We start from the raw sequence: 20034 nt of genomic DNA on the forward strand, positions 1-20034 counted from the left end.
TACGTTAACGAACTCATAAAAAAGCAATATATGTTATAAACGAATGGTAAAATGTTGTTTAACTTGTTCTTTTCTGAAAAAGACAAAACCCCAGAAAAAGGTATCGATAGTTACTGTAACTTTTGGGTGTTGTTTTATAATTTCCCAGGCTTTGGCCATGTCTTTACTCCAGTAAATATCATCAAAAATAAAAATGGAATTGTTATGAGCTGTTTCTAGTAAGGTTTTAAAATAGTTTAAAGTGGCTTCTTTTTGATGGTTGCCATCAAAAAACACCAAATCGAATGGTTTATTGTCTTGCGTTTTAAGTGTTTCGCTAAAGTTTCCAGTAACTATGTTAACGTTGTTGTTATTTAAAAGGTTTGATGTGAATTGTGAGATATTAGGGCAGCCCTCTAAAGACGTTATTTTGGCTTTTGAATTGCCAAGACTCATGGCATGGGTACTTATACCTAAAGACGTTCCTATTTCTAAAATGTTGTCAGGTTTAAAGTATTTACAAATTCTGTAAAGTAACTTAGCTCTTTTTAAAGTTGAACCTGCATATTTTGCCATTTCAGATATTTTACGTTCACTAGTTTTAAAAGTGTGTGAACCTGCGCCAAAATCGGTAACATTTAATATATTGCTATTTTTTAAAAGCGCTTTTCTGTAATTTAAAATAGTTTTATAATCTGTATATTTTGTTTTGTTATAGAAACATTGCGTTACCAAATTATACACAAAAGGAGAGTGCACACCATGTTGATTGGTAGACCTGAATAAAAATTTTATGTATTGTTTTATTTGATGCATTAAAACTTTAACCTTCTAATTTTTCGCTTAATTCAAACCAACGTTCTTCTTTTGTTTCAATAGTATTTATAATACCTTGTAATTCTTCAGAAAGGGCATTAATTTGATCTTGTGTTAAATCGGGGTTTAAGAATTTATCTTCAAGTTGTTTTTTATCGTAAGCTAACGATTTTAATTTGCTTTCTATATTATTTAATTCCTTTTGCTCGTTGTAGCTTAGTTTTGAAGCTTCGTTTTGTTTTAACGTTTTATTATCTTTTTTATCGTCTTTTATTGTAGTAGCTTCTGGTTGGCTATCTTCGTAAACACGATAATCTGTATAGTTTCCAGGGAAATCTTCAATTTTTCCATCACCTTTAAAAACGAAAAGATGATCTATAATTTTATCCATGAAATAGCGGTCGTGAGATACTACGATAATACAACCTGGAAAATCTAATAAAAATTCTTCTAGAACATTTAGAGTAACAATATCTAAATCGTTTGTTGGTTCATCGAGAATTAAAAAATTAGGATTTTGAATTAAAACGGTACATAAATATAAACGTTTACGCTCGCCACCACTTAGTTTTTCAACAAAATCGTATTGTTTTTTTCTGCTGAATAAAAAGCGTTCTAAAAGTTGTTGTGCGCTAATTTGTCTGCCTTTTTTTAAAGGAATAAAATCGCCGAATTCTTTTATTACATCAATAACCTTTTGTTCTGGTTTTATAGTAATGCCATTTTGGGTGTAATAGCCAAATTTTACCGTTTCGCCTTTTACAACTTTACCAGAATCGGGTTGCGCTGTTTGGGTTAAAATGTTTAAGAATGTGGTTTTTCCTGTACCATTTTTACCAATTATACCAACACGTTCGCCTTTTTTAAAGGTATATTCAAATTTATCAAGAATGCGTTTATCTTTAAATGCTTTGGATACATTATGAAATTCTAGAATTTTACTACCTAAACGCTCCATGTTTAATTCTAACTGAATTTGATGATCGTTACGGCGCTGGTGTGCACGGTGTTTTATATCGGTAAAATCATCAATTCTAGATTTTGATTTTGTAGTTCGTGCCTTTGGTTGTCGGCGCATCCAATCTAGTTCTTTTTTAAAGAGTTGTTTGGCTTTTCCCGTTTCTACAGCTTCTCGTTCAATGCGTTCGTCTCGTTTTTCTAGATAATACGAGTAGTTGCCTTTGTAGGTGTATAATTGGCCTTCATCTAGTTCAATAATTTCATTACAAACCCGCTCTAAAAAGTAGCGGTCGTGCGTTACCATAAAAAGGGTAATATTTTCTTTGGCAAAAAAGCTTTCAAGCCATTCAATCATTTCTAAATCTAAATGGTTGGTTGGCTCGTCTAGAATAATTAAGTCGGGTTTGTTAATTAAAGCATTGGCTAGTGCAAGCCGTTTTTTTTGTCCGCCAGAAAGCGTGCTTATTTTTTGTTGTAAATTATCAAGTTTAAGTTTAAAAAGAATTTGTTTGTAAAGCGTTTCGAAATCCCAAGCTTGGTGACGTTCCATAGCTTCAAAGGCGCTTTGGTAAGCTTCGGTTTCTTCTGGGTTTAATAGGGCTTTTTCGTAATTGGCAATAACTTTTAATATGGGATTGTCGCTTACAAAAATGGTTTCTTCAATAGTTAAATTTTTATCGAATTTGGGGTCTTGTGATAAAAAGGAAACCTTAATGTCTTTGCGGTAAATAACATTTCCTGAGTCGGGCGTGTCTTCACCAGAAAGAATTTTTAATATGGATGTTTTTCCTGTGCCATTTTTGGCTACAAAGGCAATTTTTTGATCTTTATGTACGCTAAAAGAAATATCTTCAAACAAGGTTAACTCGCCATAAGATTTTCCAATATTTTCTACTGTTAAGTAATTCAAGGTGTAAATTTTTTACAAATAACGCATAAAAAACCAAAAAAGCAGTTATATGTTTTATTGTTAATCCCTAAAACTTATATTTGTCATAATTCAAACAACCAAAATGAACCGATTTTTAGTAATCTTATTACTTTTTACAGGCGTGTTACTATCGTCATGCATTACGAACCGAGATTTGGTGTATTTACAAGATAAAGGTGATATTAATGCAGAAGATTTAATATTAAATCAATTACCAGACCTTTACCGTGTTCAGGTAAACGACATTTTAAGCATTAATGTAAAGGCTTTAGATGAGGAGTTGGTTGATATTTTTAATCCAATTGAAGGCACGAGTTCAGGTAGTGGAGGGTTGTATTTTAGTGGCTTTACTGTAGATATGCATGGTAATATTGAGTTTCCTATTTTAGGGAAATTGAATGTTTTAGGTTATACCATACCAGAAATAAAGGACAAAGTAGAGCGCGAATTATTAAAACAATACTTTAAAGAAACCGCTGAGATTTTTGTTACCGTTAAGTTGTCGGGGCTGAAATATACTACCATTGGCGAAATTGGTACAGGTGTGCACGTATTACAACAAGATCGTGTAAATATAATAGAAGCGATTGCGAATGCTGGTGATATAAATGAGACGGGAGATAGAAAAGATGTGCTTATAATAAGGCAATATCCGGATGGGCAACAAATACATCATATCAATTTAACCGATATTAAGGCTATGCAATCACCATATTACTTTATAAAACCAAACGATATAATTTTGGTAAAGCCTTTAAAACGTAAAGCACTTGGTGTAGGGCAAACGGCAATACAAAATATAACAACCATATCATCTATATTGTCGGTATTGGTATCTACATATTTTTTAACAAAAAATTTATAAGATTTTAGATGGAAGAAGAGTTTGAAACATCCGAATCGTCTGGTTTAGGTTTTACTTTTGATTTAAAAGCCTTTATTAGTCGTGTTTTAAGCTATTGGAAATGGTTTATAATTTTAATAGGAATTGGTGTTTTTATTGTATATCAACAAAATATTAGAACACAGCAATCTTACCGATTAAGCACGCAAATTTCTGTAGAAGACGAATCGAACCCTCTGTTTACGTCAAACACGAGTTTAACCTTTAACTGGGGAGGAGTGTCTGGAAAAGTACAGACTATAATGAATTCGCTAAAGTCGAGATCGTTACACGAAAAAGTAGTAGATAATTTAGAGTTTTATTTAAGTTATTTAAAGCAGTCTCGATTTAGAAAAGACGATGTTTATACCTATGCGCCTTTTAAGTTTGAGCTTGTTCCCAATAGCTACCAGGTATTAAATACGCCTGTTCGTGTTACTTTTTTAAAAGACGATAAGGTGGAGATTTACGTTAATTTTGAAGTAAACACTATACAAACCCAAAATTATACAGATAAAACAAAAGAAACCATTACGGTTAATTTAGGGGAATTTAAAAAACAGTTTCGTATTACCGATGTTATAGAGTTGCCATTTTTAAATGGTACTATTACATTGCGCGATAAACGCAAAGTTACCACAGGCGATGCGTATTACCTACAATTCCATAATTTTGATGGTATTGTTGCGCGTTACAGAAATAGGCTTACTATAAATAATCCTAAAAACTCAGCTATTTTAAATTTAAGTATGGTTGATGTTAATAAAGCCAAAATTGTTGATTATTTAAACGAAACTGTAGAGGTGTTAAGTGAAGAACAGTTGGATAGAAAAAATCAGTTTGTTACCAATACTATTAATTTTATAGACCATCAGCTAGAGCGTGTAAAATCTCAACTTACCCTGAATGCAGACTCTTTAAATAAGTATAAAGAACAAAATAGAGTGTTTAATTTAACTGAAGAAGGGGCGTTAATTAACTCGAAAATAAATGGTTTAGAAATAGCTAAAGAGGAACAAAACGAAAAATTGGCGTATTACGCTAGTTTAAAAAATTATTTAGAGACTAGTGATTCTTTTACAAACATACCAGCCCCAGCCGTGGCAGGTATAGACGATGGAAATATTTTAGGTAATATTAGTCAAATAAATGCTTTGTCTGTACAAAAATCGAAGTACAGTTCAACGGTTAGAAATGATGCTACTATTTTTGCTGATTTAAACCGGCAAATAGATGGTTTAAAAGAAGTTATATTAGAGAATATAAGTTCTGTAACCAACGAAACCAAACGTGAAATAGGAATTATCAATTCTAAAATAGCTATTGAAGAATCGAAAATAAGAAAATTACCCAAGGCGCAACAAGAATTATTCGATATACAACGTCAATATTCTTTAAGCGAAAAAACCTATAACATGTTTTTAGCTAAACGCGGGGAGGCGGATATTATAAAATCTGCAAGTGTGTCTGATATTTTAATTATAGATACCGCTAAAGATACCGGAGCGGTACCTATTGATTTAAAATTGAGTTCACGTTATATTTTTGCTGTATTAGGAGGCATTTTACCTTTAGTGTTTTTAGCCTTTTTAATTACTTTTTTTGATGATAAAATTCACAATCCTAAAGTATTAGAGCAAATATCAACAATACCAATGTTGGGTGTGGTTGGTAAAAATGATTTAGATGAAAACTTAATAGTACATTTAAAACCAAAATCTACAATTGCCGAAGGGTTTCGTGCTTTACGATCTAGTTTACAATATTTTTATAAAACGCATCAGGTAGATGGGGCTAAAACGGTTATGGTTACCTCGTCTGTAAGTGGCGAAGGAAAAACTTTCTGTTCTATAAATTTGGCTACTGTATTTGCTATGAGTGGTAAAAAAACAGTTTTGGTAGGTTTAGATTTACGAAAGCCTAAAATTTTTGGAGATTTTAATTTTACCAACGAAACAGGTGTTGTAAATTATTTAATAGGACAAAAAAACTTTAATGATATTATTCAAGGTACTGAGGTTGAAAATTTAGATGTTATTTTATCTGGTCCTATCCCTCCAAATCCGTCGGAATTATTAATGAATGATAATATGGATAAGTTTATTGAGGCGTTAAAAAAGACCTACGATTATATAGTTTTAGATACCCCTCCAATAGGTTTAGTTGCCGATGCTTTAGAAATTACCGATTATGTCGATGCTAGTATTTACGTAGTACGACAAGATTATACTAAAAAAGGAATGATAAGTTTGGTAAATGAAAAGTACGACAAAGGTGAAATAAAAAACCTAAGTTTTATTTATAATGGTTATAACCAAAAAGGGAAATACGGTTATGGCTATGGTTATGGCTACGGCTACGGCTACGGTTATGGTACTTATGGTAATGGTTACCATGATAACGGATCTACAAATAGTATTGTTGGTAAAATCAAGAGCTGGTTTTTAAAAAGGTAGAAAGAAGGATTAGAGTTGAATTAAAATGGAAACCCGTATATATAAAAAAGAAAATAGCCTTAGTTTTTTTAAGCTATTAAAAGGTAGTGCTACAGATATATGCAAATCGCGGTTTTTAGCACGACAGTTAGCCGAACGCGACATAAAAGCCCAATACAGGCAATCGTATTTGGGTATTATTTGGGCCTTTATTATGCCTATAACTACAGCTATTGTGTGGATATTTTTAAGTAGTTCTGGTACTGTACAATTATCTGACACTGGTATAAGTTATCCCGTTTATGTATTTTCTGGTACACTAATCTGGTCTATTTTTAAAGAGGCTTTAATGATGCCTACCAGCAGTACTAATAGTGCCAGAGGCCTATTAAGTAAAATAAACTTTCCTAAAGAAGCCCTAATTTTATCGGGCATATACAAAATGCTATTTAATAGTTTATTTAAAATAGTTTTACTTTTTGTTTTAATGCTTATTTACAAAATTAGTTTTAGCTTTACATTATTGCTATTCCCATTAGGGTTATTATCTCTTATTTTGTTAGGCGTGTCTGTGGGTTTAATTGTTACCCCGTTTAGTATGCTTTATAATGATGTAGGTAAAATAATAAATCTGGGTTTATCGTTTTTTATGTACGTAACTCCGGTAGTTTATGCTCTGCCAGATACAGGCCTCATGAAAACTATAATGGAATTAAATCCGCTTACCTATGTTATAGGTATAACTCGCGACATTTTATTTGGAGGCACCTTTACTTATTTAATGCCTTATTTGGGTGTTGTTTTAATTAGTTTGCCTATTCTTGTTTTGGGGTTGGTATGGTACCGTTTGTCTATTCCTGTTATTGTAGAACGTTTAAGTGCTTAGCTTAGTATGGAAAATGATGAGGTATTAGTAAAAGTAGAAGGGCTTAGTAAAAAGTTTTGTAAAGACTTAAAAACAAGCCTTTGGTATGGCGTAAAAGATTTAATAAGTGGCGTAAAAAGCAGTAAAAACGAAAGGGCATTACGCCCTAAAGAGTTTTGGGCAGTAAAGGATATCAACTTTGAGCTTAAACGTGGGGAATGTTTGGGTTTAATTGGGCATAACGGAGCAGGAAAAAGTACACTTTTAAAAATTTTAAATGGTTTAATTAACCCCGATGCTGGTCAAGTTACTATAAAAGGCCGAGTAGGAGCACTTATAGAACTAGGCGCAGGTTTTAACCCCATTTTGAGTGGTAGGGAAAATATTTATAACAATGGAGCTATTTTAGGTTTTACACGTAAAGAAATTGATGATAAACTAGAAGACATCATAGATTTTGCCGAAATACGGGAGTTTATAGATATGCCAGTGCAAAACTATAGTAGTGGAATGAAAGTGCGCTTAGGCTTTGCCGTGGCAGCCCAAATGGAACCCGATGTGTTAATTATTGATGAGGTTTTGGCGGTTGGAGATTTGGGTTTTACATTAAAATGCTTTAAGACTATTGATACTATTTTACCTAATACAGCGGTCGTTTTTGTAAGCCATAGCATGCCCATGGTTTCACGAATTTGTAACAAAATAATATTAATGGAAAACGGTGAGCCAAAATATGTAGGAGAGGATATTGGCGAAGGGATTGATAAATATTATAGCAGGTTTACAAATAACAATAGTAATGTAGTTTTTGATGATAATAGTTTAACCTTAGATAGCTTTAAAATTAAAACAGAGTCTGTAATAAATGGCTTTCCAGTTATTAATTGGGGAGGAAACTTAAAATTGGATATTAATTTTACAACTAAAATTAAAAAGGAAACATTTTGCATTGTTATAATTATATCTGATAAGGAGCAACGCCCAATAGCAATGTTACAAGAAAGCCAATTTAATTCAATTGAAAACGAAAGTATGAGAGTTCTTGTTGATGTAAGTGATCTGCAATTATCTAAAGGGCTATATAATTTTAATTTGGTTATGAAAAGTGGAATGACGAATGAACCAAGGCTTAGAATTAATAACATTGGAGAATTTCAAGTTATTCATGAAAAAGAAGTTTGGCAACCTTTTTTATTAAGAGCAACCTATGATTTTATTAGTTAATATTAATGATACCTGTAACTAAAACTTTTTTACCTCCACAAGAAGAATTTCAAGAGCTGATATCGCGTATCTGGGAAAACCAATGGTTAACAAATAATGGCGAATTATTTAAAGAGTTTAGAAAAAAATTACAGAGCTTTTTAAATGTAGATTTTGTTATACCAACGACAAATGGCACATTACCACTGCAAATAGCCTTAAATGCTTTTGGAAATTGCGGTGAAGTAATTACAACACCTTTTAGTTATGTGGCGACCACAAGTAGTATAGTATGGGAAAAATGTACGCCTGTTTTTGTCGATATTCATAAAGACTATTTAACTATTGATGAAACAAAAATAGAAGCCGCTATAACCCCAAAAACTACTGCTATTTTGACCACACATGTTTATGGTAATGCCTGTAATTTAGAAGTGTTAGAAAAAATAGCGAAAAAGCATAGTTTAAAGTTAATTTATGATGCAGCCCATTGTTTTGGGGTTACTTATAAAGGCAATTCTATTTTTCATTATGGTGACGTTAGCACTTGTAGTTTTCATGCAACAAAACTATTTCATTCGGGTGAAGGCGGTGCCTTATTTTGTAAAAATAAAGAAATAGAAAAAGAGCTTTGGTTTAGGCACAATTTTGGCCATAATGGCCCAGAAAAATTTCATGGTTTAGGTATTAATGCCAAAATGAGTGAGTTGCAAGCCGCAATGGGTTTATCTGTATTGCCTTATGTCAATTTCATTATAGAAGAACGAAAAAAAGTATGTAATTTTTATGATGTAAGTTTGAATTTTAATGTTTTGAGGCGTCAAAAAATAAGAGAAGGACTTAAATGGAATTATGCTTATTACCCAATAATTTTTAAAAATGAAAGCACTTTAATTGAGGTAAAGCAGAAGTTGGAGGAAAACAATATTTTCGCAAGACGTTATTTTTTTCCTAGTTTAGAGAAATTGCCTTATATAAAAACAAGCTTGTGTCCCATTGCTGAGCATATTTCAACGACTGTTTTATGTTTGCCAGTATATGTTGGTTTACAAGAAAATGATTTAGTTCAAATTACTTCAATTATAAATTCTTGTTTAAATAACTATGGAGCATAAAATAGCAATCATTCAACCGTATGTTTTTCCTTATTTAGGGTATTTTCAATTAATTAATGCAGTAGATGAATTTATTTTATATGATGATGTTAATTTCATAAAAAAAGGTTGGGTTAATAGAAATAAAATATTAGTTCAAGAAAAGGGCAAAATAATAACATTTCCTTGTAAAAATATAAGTCAAAATAAGTTAATAAAAGACGTTTATTTACATAAAGACAGTAAGACCTATTTAAATTTAAAAGAGACAATTAAACATGCTTATACAAAAGCTCCTTATTTTTCAGATGTATTTCATTTGTTTAATAAAGCTTTAGAATCAAATTGCAAAACAATTTCAGAACTTAGTATTTTAAGCATTAAGGAGGTGTTAAATTATTTAGATTTAGATGTTAATTTAAAAATATCATCAAAAGCCTACACTGGATTGGAAGTGTTTAGCAAAGAAGACAGGTTGATTAATATTTGTAAAATAGAAAAATGTAACGTTTATATAAATGCAATAGGGGGAAAAGCTATTTATTCTAAAGAAATGTTTAGTAAAGACGAGATTGTTCTAAAATTCTTGAAGCCAGAATTACCAGAATACAATCAATTTTCTAATAGTGAATTTATAAAAGGACTTTCAATTATAGATGTAATGATGTTTAATAGTCCTGATGAAATAAGAGACATGCTAACAAAATATACTTTAGTGTGATAAAAATAGCCGTGCATAGTGTGCCTCGTTCTGGTTCAACCTGGCTTGGTGAGATTTTTAATAGTCACCCAGATGTTGTTTATAAATATCAACCATTATTTTCTTATGCCTTTAAAGGCAGGCTTTCAACAAGTTCAACTAATCAAAATATTCAAGATTTTTTTACAGATATATCCAAATCAAGTGATGATTTTATCAATCAGGTTGAAGCTAGGAAAGATGGTAAGCTTCCTATTTTTAACAAAGAAGCCTCATTTAAAGCTATTGTTTATAAAGAAGTAAGATATCATCATATTTTAGCGCATATTTTAAAACAAGACAAGGAGTTGAAAGTAATAGGTCTTGTTCGTAATCCGTTAGCTGTAGTTTATTCTTGGTTAAATGCTCCAAGAGAATTTAGAAAAGATTTAGGTTGGCAGGTTTTGGAAGAATGGCGCTATGCCAAGAAAAAAAATTTAAATAAAATTGAAGAATTTAATGGTTACGAAAAATGGAAAGAAGTCTCATTAATGTTCTTAAGGTTAGAAAAACAATTTAAAAATCGATTTAAGCTCATACAATATGAAAACCTATTAAACCAAACAGAGTTTGAAGTAAAAGCTTTATTCGATTTTTGTAATTTAAGCTATTCAAAATCAACTCAAAATTTTATTTTAAGTAAAAATGAAGTAAACAATACAGACGCGTACAGTGTTTTTAAAACCAAAAAAGAGGAAAAAAAATGGAGGCAATTACCTCCTGAAATTATTAGCTTTATAGAGCGTGATTTAGAAAATACAGAATTGAAAAAATTTATTTTATGAGGTGCGATTTTTTAATCAGTTCAGAGCGTTCAGGAAGCAATTTAATAACCAAAATAATTGATGCCCATTCGCAATATTGTGGCCCAACTCCGCCACATTTATTACGAATTTTTTATCCTGTAATGAGTAAGTATGGCAATTTGCAAGAAGACGCTAATTGGAATAGATTTATAAGTGACATTTTAGAAATGTTTAATTTAAAAATTAGCATATGGGAGGTTAATTTTAATAAAACCGAATTACTAAATATTACAAATAGAAGTTTGGCTTCGGTAGTTAAATATATTTATAACAAAGAAGCCAAACATCACTTAAAAACGCATGCATTTATTAAAGAGGTTAATACCTTTAATTTGGCTCCGTATATTAACGAGAATTTTGAAAATGCAAAATATATTTGGTTAGTTCGAGACCCACGCGATATGGCTTTATCCTGGTTTAACTCTCCAGTTCATCGTGGCGATTTAGTAAGAGCTGCAAATATTTGGAAAAAAAATCAAGAACGTACTATTTCACTTTTTAAACAATTCACTAAAAATAATAAAATTATACTTGTAAAATATGAAGCGTTAATTGAAGATCAAGAACAAAGTATTTTAAATATTTGCGATTTTTTAAGTATTAATTTTGAAGCTGAAATGCTAAGTTTTCATAAAAATAATATGTCGGTTAAAAACGCCGAGAAAACCGATAATTGGAAAAATTTAAACAAAGCAATTCTAAAAAATAATTCTAAAAAATACAAAGCCAAATTAACTAAAGACCAAATACAATACATTGAGTATGTTTGTAATGAAGAGATGAGTTTTTTAGGCTATGAAAAAGATTTCGAGCTGTTAAGCGAAAAATCATTTAGTAGTTTACATGATGTTTTATTAAAACAAGAACGCCATGAAAAACCAGCTTATAATTTAATTCCAACCGAAGAAAAATTAAAGCGGGAGGCTTGGTATAATAAGTATTTAGAAATTCAAAATGTTTAATTAAATATGAGCCAAAACTTTAAAAGCGTTGATGTTGCAAAACCACTAGTAAGTATTTGTTGTTTGGTTTATAATCATGAAAAATTCCTAAAACAAACACTGGATAGTTTTTTAATGCAACAAACCAGTTTTAAGTTTGAAGTGGTAATTCACGACGATGCTTCGACCGATTCTAGTACAGATATTATAAAAGCTTACGAAGCAAAACATCCTGAAATTTTTAAGCCAATTTATCAAACCGAAAATCAGAAATCAAAATTTAAATCAGGAATGAATCCAAGATTTAACTTTCCTCGAGCAAAAGGTAAATATATTGCTGTTTGTGAAGGCGACGATTATTGGACAAACCCACTAAAACTGCAAAAACAGGTTGATTTTTTAAATAATAACTCAGATTTTGTACTCTGTTTTCACAACGTAACTATTTTAAATTCGCGAGGAAAAGAAACAACGGAAACTTTAATGATAAAAAACACTCAAAAGGAAGTGTTTAAAACTGAAGATATTATTGAGAAATGGTTTGTTCCTACCTGCTCAATAATGTTTAGAAACCTTGAGGATTTTGAGCTGCCAAATTGGTTTTTTCGGTGCATAAGTGGTGATTTTCCTTTTTTATTACTTTTATCTTTAAGAGGGAAATTTAAATATCTTACTAACACTATGGGCTGCTATAGGTTGCACAATACCGGAGCTTCAACTAAGCATAAAGGGTATTTTAAAGTGTATGGTATGATTTTTATTTATCAAAATTTTAATCAATTTACCAATTATAAGTACGAATCAATTGTAAACAAAGGAATTAAAGAAGCTATAAATACCCATTTACCTGAAATTCAAGAATTAAATGAATTAAAAAAATATCATAAAAATTTCTTAGTTAGAACTTGGTTAAAAAAGAAATTTCGATTCTTTTTAAAAAATTAATAATTAAGGAAATTGCATTATGCTAATATCAATAATTACAATTAATTACAACAATAAACAAGGTTTAGAACGTACGCTTAAAAGTGTACAAACCCAAACCTTTAATGATTATGAGTTAATTGTTATTGATGGCAACTCAACAGATGGTAGCAAACACATAATTGAGCAGTATAAAACAGACTTAAATTATTATGTTAGCGAACCAGATACTGGTATCTACAATGCCATGAATAAAGGCATAAAACAAGCTAAAGGCAATTATTTGTTTTTTTTAAATAGTGGCGACAATTTGGTTAATGATAGTGCATTAGCAAAAGTTGCAAAATATTTATCTGGTGAAGGTTTTGTATATTTTAATATCAATAGAATAAAAAACAATAAAAAATGGGTAATAGAAGTGCCTAGTGAAATGAGTTTCTTTTATTTACATAATGATACTATTCCGCACCAATCTATATTTATAAAAAAAGAATTGTTTAATACAGTGGGGGCTTATGATGAACATTTAAAATTAGTATCCGATTGGAAATTTATTATCACAGCACTTATAAAATATAATGCAAGCTATAAGCATGTTAATGAGGTGTTTTCAAATTTTTATGAAGGTGGTGTAAGTTCATCAAAAGGAAGTTTTGAAGCTATGGAAAAGGAAAGACAGCTTGTTTTAAAACAAGATTTCCCGCTTCTTTTAAACGATTTAAAGTATAAATTTAAGTTAGAACGTACTTTAAGAACTTTGCGAAAGTCAAGAAAAATTAACTGGTTAATAAAACTAGGATTAATTAATAAGTTTTAATGAAGTTAGGTTTTAAAGTTTCTGTAATTATTCCAGTATATAACTGCGAGCGCTTTATCGAAAAAGCTGTAAGATCGGCATTACAACAACCTGAAGTGGCCGAAATTGTAGTGGTAAATGATGGTAGTACCGATAACTCATTGAAATTGCTAAAAACCCTACAAATCGAAGATGAAAGAGTAAAAATTCATCATCATAAAAATAAAAAAAATAAAGGACGCGCTACTAGCAGAAACCTTGGGATTAAAAAAGCATCATCAAACTATATCGCGTTTCTAGATGCAGACGATTTTTATTTAGAAAACAGATTTAAAACGGATGCAAAAGTATTTTTAACACAAAACGAAGCAGACGGTGTTTATAATGCTGTTGGGTTTCATTATTACCGTAATGTTAGTGAAAATGATGCCAATAAAACTAATTTATGTACCCTTAGCCAAGGCATTAGCCCTAATGAAATATTTGAAGCATTTATGTTGGGAAAAGGCCATTTACATTTGAACGGATTAACTTTAAAAAAGGAAGCCATTAGGTTGTCTGGTTTGTTTAATAGTAAATTAACCGTAGGCGAAGACACCGATTTTATTTACAAGCTTGCCTTAAAATGTAAATTATTTGCTGGTGTTGTAACCCAAGCCGCAGCCTTACGAGGGGTTCATGAAAATAATGTTTTTAGTAATAGAAAAGTATATTCGAAATATCATGGCAAAACATACGAATCGCTTATTGTTTGGAGTGCAAAAAACAATGTGTCGCTTACTCGAATTGATAAACAATTAAGTTATTTGTGGTTTTTTTATAGCGGCGAAAAAAATAAGTTTTTTAACCAATTGTTAAGTTGGGTTAAAATTTTTATGTCGTCTTTTAGACTGTTTTTTTCTAATTTAAATCTTAAATATTTTCCAATTGTAAATCTGATTAAAAAATGATAGATAACAAATTAAACCCCTGTTATATTTTGTTTTGTCATTATGGTAATTCAGATTATTTGTACTATACCTTAAAGCAGGCCAAACTTACCAATCCTGGAAGTCATGTAGTGCTTTTAGGTGATAATGAGAACGAGCATATTGCCAAAAAAGCCAAAGTAGCGCATTACCATTTTAAGGATTTTTATACAACAAACGAAATAAAAACTTTCGATAAGGTTTATAAACATGTTGCAGGAGTTAAACATGGAAAAGAATTTTGGACCAACTTTGTTTTTAAGCGTTGGTTTTACATTCATGGCTTTGTAAAAGAAAAAAATATAAACTCATTTTGGCATTTCGATTCGGATAATTTAATATTAACTAATGTACAAAAACAAGAATATAAATTTGTTGATTATGATTGCACCGAGCAATGTAATGGCAAATGTATAAATGGATTTGTGTCTTCTTTTAAAGTAATAGATGGTTATGTTAAGAAAATAAACGAACTGTTTCTAGATGAAAATTACTTAAACATCCAGCGAAAAGATTTTATAAAGCATCCTAATTATGCATTTACCGAAATGCGCGCTTATACGGCATATAAAAACCAAGAAAATGTAAATAGTATCAGATTAAATGCTATTATAAATAATGAGTCTTTCGACGATTGTATTTGCATGAATCATGGTTATGAAACTTATAACGAGCCTTTAAAAAATCAATTTTTAAAAAAAATATATTTTAACAAACAAGGTGAGTTTTTTTGTTATCATAAAGAAAGTTCGTCCTATATTAAAATGATGAGCTTAAACTTAAGTTGGGTGCCAACAAAACTGTTTAAATTGGTGTGTAATACGTTTAAAAAGTATTATTTAAAAAAGAATAAGAGTAATACAAATACCTATTTTTCACTAAATATTTATAAAGCAAATAGTTTAAGAACTCGTATTTTAAGCCCTATTCCCAAGCCTATTAAAAAAAGAATTAAAGGTTGGTTAAAATAATATAAAGTAACGTAAAATGAACCTCGCCCCAATATTAATTTTTGCATATAACAGACCTGATCATTTGCAGCAAACTCTTGAAGCCTTGTCGTTAAATGCAGATGCTAAACATAGCAATTTGTATATATTTTGCGATGGAGCTAAACCTAATATGCAAGAATTAGATTTGAAAAAAATTGAATCTGTTCAATTTATTGCCAAGAATGAAAATAGGTTTAAATCTGTAGTTGTAAAAATAAGAAAATCAAATTACGGTTTAGCCCAATCGATAATTTTAGGGGTAACTGAAGTTATAAATAAACATGGTCGTATTATCGTGTTGGAAGATGATATTGTTTCAGGAAAGTTTTTTTTAAAATTTATGAATGATGCCTTAAATGTTTATGAAGGGTCAGAGAAAGTTTATGGTATATCTGGGCACCGATATGATTTTATAAAGTATGTAGATTCAGAAACTTATTTTTTACCTATTTCATGTTCTTGGAGTTTTGCTACTTGGAAGGATAAATGGGAAAAAATAAATTTTAATACATACGAATTGTATGATACAATTAAAAGAAATAATTATGAGAAGAAACTTAATTATGGTAATTTAGATTTTTTTCAGATGCTTACCGAGCAGAAAAATGGAAATATAAATTCTTGGGCTATTCGTTATTATACTTCTATGTTTATTCAAAAAGGATATTATATTTACCCCAAATTACCCTTAATAAAAAATATTGGTTTTGATGGGTCTGGGGTGCACTGTTTGAGCGATACTAAAAGTGCAAATAAAAAAAATAGTTTAGAAAATAAAAGAATAATTGTAAGTAAGCAATTTCCAAAAACTAAAAAAGTAATTAAGCTTCAGTCTGTATTTGCTAAATTAATCTTAAAGTTAAAAATAGTAAAGAAAGTAAAAAGTAGAATAATTAAAAAAAATGATGAGTAGCATTCTTTCTCCATTATTAAACAATGCTAAGGTTAAAGTTGATAGAGTAATTTGTGTCGAAAATTTGATTAAAGATTATAAGAAGCATTTAAATATAGATGTTTCAAGTTATTTTATTGGTTTGCAAGAAATTACATTGTATAAATGTGAGTTATCTGGTTATCGTTTTTTTTATCCTTATAATGTTGCAGGAAATGGTTTTTTTTATGAGCAGTTACAAAGTTACGACTGGTATTATATGCCGTGGAAATGGGAAAATCAAAAGACTTTAAGCTTGCTAAATAAAACTTACAAGATATTAGAAATAGGTTCGGGAGGATTAGGCTTTATAAAAAAACTTAATGACTTAGGTTATAATATTACTGGCTTAGAATTGAACGAAAATAGTGTGAAAATAGGGCAGTCTATTGGCGTAAATATTAAGAACGAGAGTATTCAAAATCATGCTAAAACTAATTTGGGATATTACGACTTTGTATGTTCTTTTCAAGTTCTTGAGCATATATCGGAAGTTAATTCATTCATAGAGGCGCAAATCTCATGTTTAAAAAAAGGAGGGAAGCTGTTAATTAGCGTTCCTAATAATAATTCATTTATAAAGTTTAATCATGGAGGGATATTAAATGCACCTCCTCATCATATGGGGCTTTGGGATATAAATTCTTTAAAATACTTAACTAATATTTATAATATTAAATTAGATAGCGTTTTTTATGAACCTTTACAAGACTATCATTTAGACTGGTTTATAAATTCAAGTATAGCGTTTAGGTTTAAAAGAATGCCATTATTACGTAGGTTTTTTGGAAGTTATAAATTTAAAATATTGTTTAGGCGAATTGTTAAAGTGTTTCAAAAGTTTATAAAAGGCCATACTATAATTGCTGTTTTTGTTAAAGAAAAATGAAAGTTTTAATTGTAAATACTAGCGATATTGGTGGGGCTGCAAACGCATGTTTAAGGTTGCATGAAGGATTGTTAAATAATGGTATAGATTCTAAAGTAATTTTAATTAAAAAGCATAAAAATCTTCCTCAAACATTTAAAGTTTTACCAGAAAAAATAAATATTTACAAACGGGTAAAAAAGAAGCTTTTTAAATTACTAGAAAATTACAATCTCAAGAAAAAATCGAATGAAGTAGTATTTCTTAAGCAACGTTCGTCGCGCTTAGAATTGTTTAGTTTTCCGTTTTCAGAATTCGATATAACAAAAAATAAATGGTATCAAGAAGCTGATGTTGTTAATTTACATTGGGTTTCAGGATTTTTGGATTTAAAATCATTTTTTGGTAAAAACACTAAACCTGTGGTTTGGACTATGCACGACATGAATACCTTTACAGGAGGTGAACATTATACCGAAACTATTATTGGAGCTAATAACAACGGAAATCCTATTTATAGAGATTATACAGAGTTAGAAAATCAAACCAATGCATATTACAAAAATTATAAAACCAGAATATTTAATTCGGTAAATAACCTCACTCTAGTTGCGCCTTCTAAATGGTTGCAAAATGAAGCCTTAAATAGCCCAGTACTTCACGGTAAAACAGTAAAACATATTGCTTACGGATTAAATAAAGAAATCTTTAATATTAGAGACAAGGTTTATTCTCGTAACCTTTTAAAGTTACCTCAGGATAAAAAAGTAATTCTTTTTGTGGCAGAGTCGTTAAATAATACAAACCGAAAAGGATTCGATTTTTTAGTTAAAGCTTTTAATCTCTTAAAAAACGAAAATGTTGTTTTGTGCGCAGTAGGCCATAAAAAAGTAAAACTTAATTTTACAAATAATGTAATAGAACTGGGCGTTATTAACGATGAATTACTTATGAGTGTTGCTTATTCGGCAGCCGATGTTTTTGTTATCCCTTCGTTAATGGATAATTTACCAAATACTGTTTTAGAGTCGTTAATGTGCGGTACACCAGTTATAGGTTTTCCTGTGGGAGGTATTTTAGATATGGTAAAAGACGAGGAAAACGGTTATATTGCAAACCAAATTTCGGCGAATGCCTTAAAATGCGAAATTGAAAAATTTCTTGATAATTCCAATCGGTTTATGGCTAACGAAATTCGGAAAAACGCTATTGATAAATACGATATAAATATACAAGCCCAAAATTACATTAATCTCTATAAGAGTTTGCTAAATTAAAATTATAGTGAAACTAACCATAATAACCATAAACCACAATAACCTCGAAGGCTTAAAAAAAACTGTTGAGAGTGTTACAAAACAAACGTTTCAAGCGTTGGAGTATGTGGTTATTGATGGTGGATCAACCGATGGTAGTAAGGAGTATCTTGAAGACAATGCACAAAAATTTAATTATTGGGTAAGCGAAAAAGATAAAGGCGTGTATCATGCCATGAATAAAGGTATAGCAAAAGCTAAAGGCGATTATTTACTGTTTTTAAATTCGGGAGATCATTTTTATAGTGACGGGGTTTTAAAAGAAAACCTTAGTACACTTACAGGTGAAGGCATCATCTATTTTAATCTTCAAGTTATTGAAAGGGAAAAGCAATTCATAAAAACCTATCCAAAAACATTATCATTTTCATATTTTTTAAATGATACCTTGCCACATCCAGCCACTTTTATTAAAAAGGAAGTGTTTGCTAAAACCAATTCTTTTAAAGAAGATTTTAAAGTGGTTTCAGATTGGAAATTCTTTATCGATGCCATTTGCAAGAACAATATATCTTATAAATATGTAAATAATGTACTTTCAACTTTTTATATTGGAGGTATAAGTTCGAATGCAGCGTATAGGGAAATTAAGTTTAAAGAGCGAAATACCGTTTTAAATAGTAATTATTCCGCATTTATGCAAGATTTAGACGATGTTGTAACTTTTAGAAAAACGCTAAACAATTTACGACAATCTAGAATTATAAAGTTATTGGTTAAACTAGGTTTTCTAAATAAATTTTAATGAATACATTGGTTTCCATAATAGTGCCTTGTTATAATCATGCAATTTTTTTGGGTGAAGCGTTGCAATCGGTTTTAAACCAAACTTATACCAATTGGGAATGTATTATTGTTAACGATGGCAGTCCAGATAACACAGCTCAAATAGCTGAACAGTGGCTAACAAAGGATAATCGATTTAAGTATTTAGAAAAAGAAAATGGTGGCTTATCAAGTGCTCGAAATGCAGGTGTAAAAAAATGTAAAGGTGAATTTATTTTACCTTTAGATGCCGACGATTTAATACATGAAAACTTTTTAACGACCTTAGTGCCTGTGCTTGAGAATAATCAAAATTTAGCGGTAGCGTCGTGTTATAGTAAGTTCTTTTTTGGTAGCAGGAATAATATTATTCACGAGTTAAAGCCTAAAGGGGCGAATTATCATGCTTTACTTTACGAGAATATTTTAATCGCAACCTCTCTGTATAGAAAACAATGTTGGGAAGCCGTTGGAGGTTACGATGAAACCATGAAAAAAGGTTTTGAAGATTGGGAGTTTTGGATAGCCATTACCAAAACAGGTTGGGAGTTTAAAATCGTTGAAGAATTTCTGTTTTACTACCGCAAGCAGAAGCAGTCTATGCTTATCGATACTTTGCAAAATCATAGGTTAGCAAATATGGAATATGTGTACAACAAGCACAAAGAAATTTATATTGACAAATACGAAACCACATTAAAATATTTATTTTACTTAATAAATAAACACAGTACAAGCGAGCAAAAAATAAAACATTCATTAGAATTTAAAATTGCGAAAGTTTTGGCAAAACCGTTAAAATGGTTTAAAAAATAAAAATAT

Annotated in this window: 19 protein-coding genes; 17 read left to right on the plus strand and 2 right to left on the minus strand. The window is 30.3% G+C overall.

What is annotated here, in order from left to right; genetic code table 11:
* Nucleotides 1–33 precede the first annotated feature (33 nt).
* On the minus strand, nt 34–795 hold the full coding sequence (locus tag LG649_RS12580; protein ID WP_226544168.1) for an O-methyltransferase: 762 nt from the start codon (nt 793–795) through the stop codon (nt 34–36).
* A gap of 7 nt (nt 796–802) precedes the next feature.
* Nucleotides 803–2665 carry an ABC-F family ATP-binding cassette domain-containing protein gene (locus LG649_RS12585; protein ID WP_226544169.1) on the minus strand — a complete coding sequence of 621 codons (1863 nt, stop codon included), beginning with the start codon at nt 2663–2665 and terminating at the stop codon, nt 803–805.
* Nucleotides 2666–2768: 103 nt separating this feature from the next.
* On the opposite strand from LG649_RS12585, the gene LG649_RS12590 reads away from it, so the two are divergent.
* The 17 genes from LG649_RS12590 to LG649_RS12670 are packed head-to-tail and all read left to right on the plus strand — an operon-like array spanning nt 2769 to nt 20028.
* Complete coding sequence (locus LG649_RS12590) at nt 2769–3551, plus strand: polysaccharide biosynthesis/export family protein (RefSeq protein ID WP_226544170.1); 783 nt, start codon at nt 2769–2771, stop codon at nt 3549–3551.
* A gap of 8 nt (nt 3552–3559) precedes the next feature.
* A complete protein-coding gene (locus LG649_RS12595; RefSeq protein WP_226544171.1) occupies nt 3560–6025 on the plus strand; it encodes an exopolysaccharide transport family protein in 2466 nt (821 codons plus the stop codon).
* Between the two features lie 25 nt (nt 6026–6050).
* A complete protein-coding gene (locus LG649_RS12600) occupies nt 6051–6890 on the plus strand; it encodes an ABC transporter permease (protein ID WP_226544172.1) in 840 nt (279 codons plus the stop codon).
* Nucleotides 6891–6896: 6 nt separating this feature from the next.
* A complete protein-coding gene (locus tag LG649_RS12605) occupies nt 6897–8093 on the plus strand; it encodes an ABC transporter ATP-binding protein (RefSeq protein WP_226544173.1) in 1197 nt (398 codons plus the stop codon).
* A 5-nt stretch (nt 8094–8098) separates the two neighbouring features.
* Nucleotides 8099–9187: a DegT/DnrJ/EryC1/StrS family aminotransferase gene (locus LG649_RS12610; protein ID WP_226544174.1), complete on the plus strand. Its 1089-nt coding sequence runs from the start codon at nt 8099–8101 to the stop codon at nt 9185–9187.
* Entirely contained in the window at nt 9177–9887 is a 711-nt protein-coding gene (locus LG649_RS12615; RefSeq protein WP_226544175.1) for a WbqC family protein, read from the plus strand. The genes LG649_RS12610 and LG649_RS12615 overlap by 11 nt, the downstream gene beginning before the upstream one ends.
* Nucleotides 9884–10690, plus strand: a complete 807-nt coding sequence (locus LG649_RS12620; RefSeq protein WP_226544176.1) for a sulfotransferase domain-containing protein — start codon at nt 9884–9886, stop codon at nt 10688–10690. The genes LG649_RS12615 and LG649_RS12620 overlap by 4 nt, the downstream gene beginning before the upstream one ends.
* Complete coding sequence (locus LG649_RS12625) at nt 10687–11673, plus strand: sulfotransferase family protein (protein WP_226544177.1); 987 nt, start codon at nt 10687–10689, stop codon at nt 11671–11673. The genes LG649_RS12620 and LG649_RS12625 overlap by 4 nt, the downstream gene beginning before the upstream one ends.
* A 6-nt stretch (nt 11674–11679) precedes the next feature.
* Nucleotides 11680–12597: a glycosyltransferase family 2 protein gene (locus tag LG649_RS12630; RefSeq protein ID WP_226544178.1), complete on the plus strand. Its 918-nt coding sequence runs from the start codon at nt 11680–11682 to the stop codon at nt 12595–12597.
* 19 nt (nt 12598–12616) lie between these two features.
* The gene (locus LG649_RS12635; protein ID WP_226544179.1) at nt 12617–13393 is read left to right on the plus strand and encodes a glycosyltransferase family 2 protein; all 777 of its coding nucleotides are present in this window, start codon (nt 12617–12619) and stop codon (nt 13391–13393) included.
* The gene (locus LG649_RS12640) at nt 13393–14322 is read left to right on the plus strand and encodes a glycosyltransferase family 2 protein (RefSeq protein WP_226544180.1); all 930 of its coding nucleotides are present in this window, start codon (nt 13393–13395) and stop codon (nt 14320–14322) included. Before LG649_RS12635 ends, LG649_RS12640 begins: the two co-directional genes overlap by 1 nt.
* On the plus strand, nt 14319–15311 hold the full coding sequence (locus LG649_RS12645; RefSeq protein WP_226544181.1) for a hypothetical protein: 993 nt from the start codon (nt 14319–14321) through the stop codon (nt 15309–15311). The genes LG649_RS12640 and LG649_RS12645 overlap by 4 nt, the downstream gene beginning before the upstream one ends.
* A 16-nt stretch (nt 15312–15327) precedes the next feature.
* Complete coding sequence (locus tag LG649_RS12650; protein ID WP_226544182.1) at nt 15328–16245, plus strand: glycosyltransferase family protein; 918 nt, start codon at nt 15328–15330, stop codon at nt 16243–16245.
* Nucleotides 16238–17152, plus strand: coding sequence for a class I SAM-dependent methyltransferase (locus LG649_RS12655; protein ID WP_226544183.1), 915 nt, complete (start codon nt 16238–16240; stop codon nt 17150–17152). Before LG649_RS12650 ends, LG649_RS12655 begins: the two co-directional genes overlap by 8 nt.
* A complete protein-coding gene (locus tag LG649_RS12660; RefSeq protein WP_226544184.1) occupies nt 17149–18408 on the plus strand; it encodes a glycosyltransferase in 1260 nt (419 codons plus the stop codon). Before LG649_RS12655 ends, LG649_RS12660 begins: the two co-directional genes overlap by 4 nt.
* A 7-nt stretch (nt 18409–18415) precedes the next feature.
* A complete protein-coding gene (locus LG649_RS12665) occupies nt 18416–19192 on the plus strand; it encodes a glycosyltransferase family 2 protein (RefSeq protein WP_226544185.1) in 777 nt (258 codons plus the stop codon).
* Nucleotides 19192–20028: a glycosyltransferase family 2 protein gene (locus LG649_RS12670; RefSeq protein WP_226544186.1), complete on the plus strand. Its 837-nt coding sequence runs from the start codon at nt 19192–19194 to the stop codon at nt 20026–20028. The genes LG649_RS12665 and LG649_RS12670 overlap by 1 nt, the downstream gene beginning before the upstream one ends.
* The last annotated feature ends 6 nt before the right edge of the window (nt 20029–20034 follow it).

It is taken from the genome of Neotamlana laminarinivorans, from assembly GCF_020523925.1.
GTDB lineage: Bacteria > Bacteroidota > Bacteroidia > Flavobacteriales > Flavobacteriaceae > Neotamlana > Neotamlana laminarinivorans.